This window comes from Methylocystis suflitae (assembly GCF_024448135.1).
GTDB classification, from domain to species: Bacteria; Pseudomonadota; Alphaproteobacteria; order Rhizobiales; family Beijerinckiaceae; genus Methylocystis; species Methylocystis suflitae.
This window is the reverse complement of record NZ_JAMRYX010000225.1, coordinates 1-481: the sequence shown is the minus strand read 5'-3', so window position 1 is coordinate 481 and position 481 is coordinate 1. Positions and strand designations below refer to the sequence as shown.

General features: G+C 58.6%; 1 pseudogene. It reads left to right on the top strand.

The features are described from left to right. Window positions 1-481 (top strand): annotated as a pseudogene (locus NEI07_RS17150) (hypothetical protein); the annotation flags it as partial.

The window sequence follows — 481 nt, the reverse complement described above, 5'->3', positions numbered from 1 at the left end:
CAATTGGCGCAGCGCTCGACCGTCTTGCCAGGGGCGCTGACATCGGCGTTGTTCCCGCGTCTGGCGATGGCGCACGGTGACGAAGGCAAGCAACTGGCGGCGGTCGCCTTGCGTTCACTCGCGGCAGTGATGACGCCGCTAATTCTCTTGGCACTCTTGTTGGTTGAACCGTTTTTTCGGCTTTGGATCAACTCCGAGTTCGCTTCTAAGGCGACAGTGACCGCCCAAATCCTGTTGCTCGGCTTTTGGATCAATGGGCTCGCCTTTGTGCCTTTCGCAAAGTTGCAAGCATCCGGGCGGCCCGATGCGATAGCGAAATGCCACTTGGCGGAACTACTACCGTACCTAATCGCGCTTTCTGTAGGGTTGCATTTTTGGGGGCTGCCAGGCGGCGCGGCAGCCTTCGGATTGCGCACATTTGGCGACTGCGTATTGCTCCTATGGCTCGCGGGCGCTCTGGAGAACGCGATTGAAACAGTCA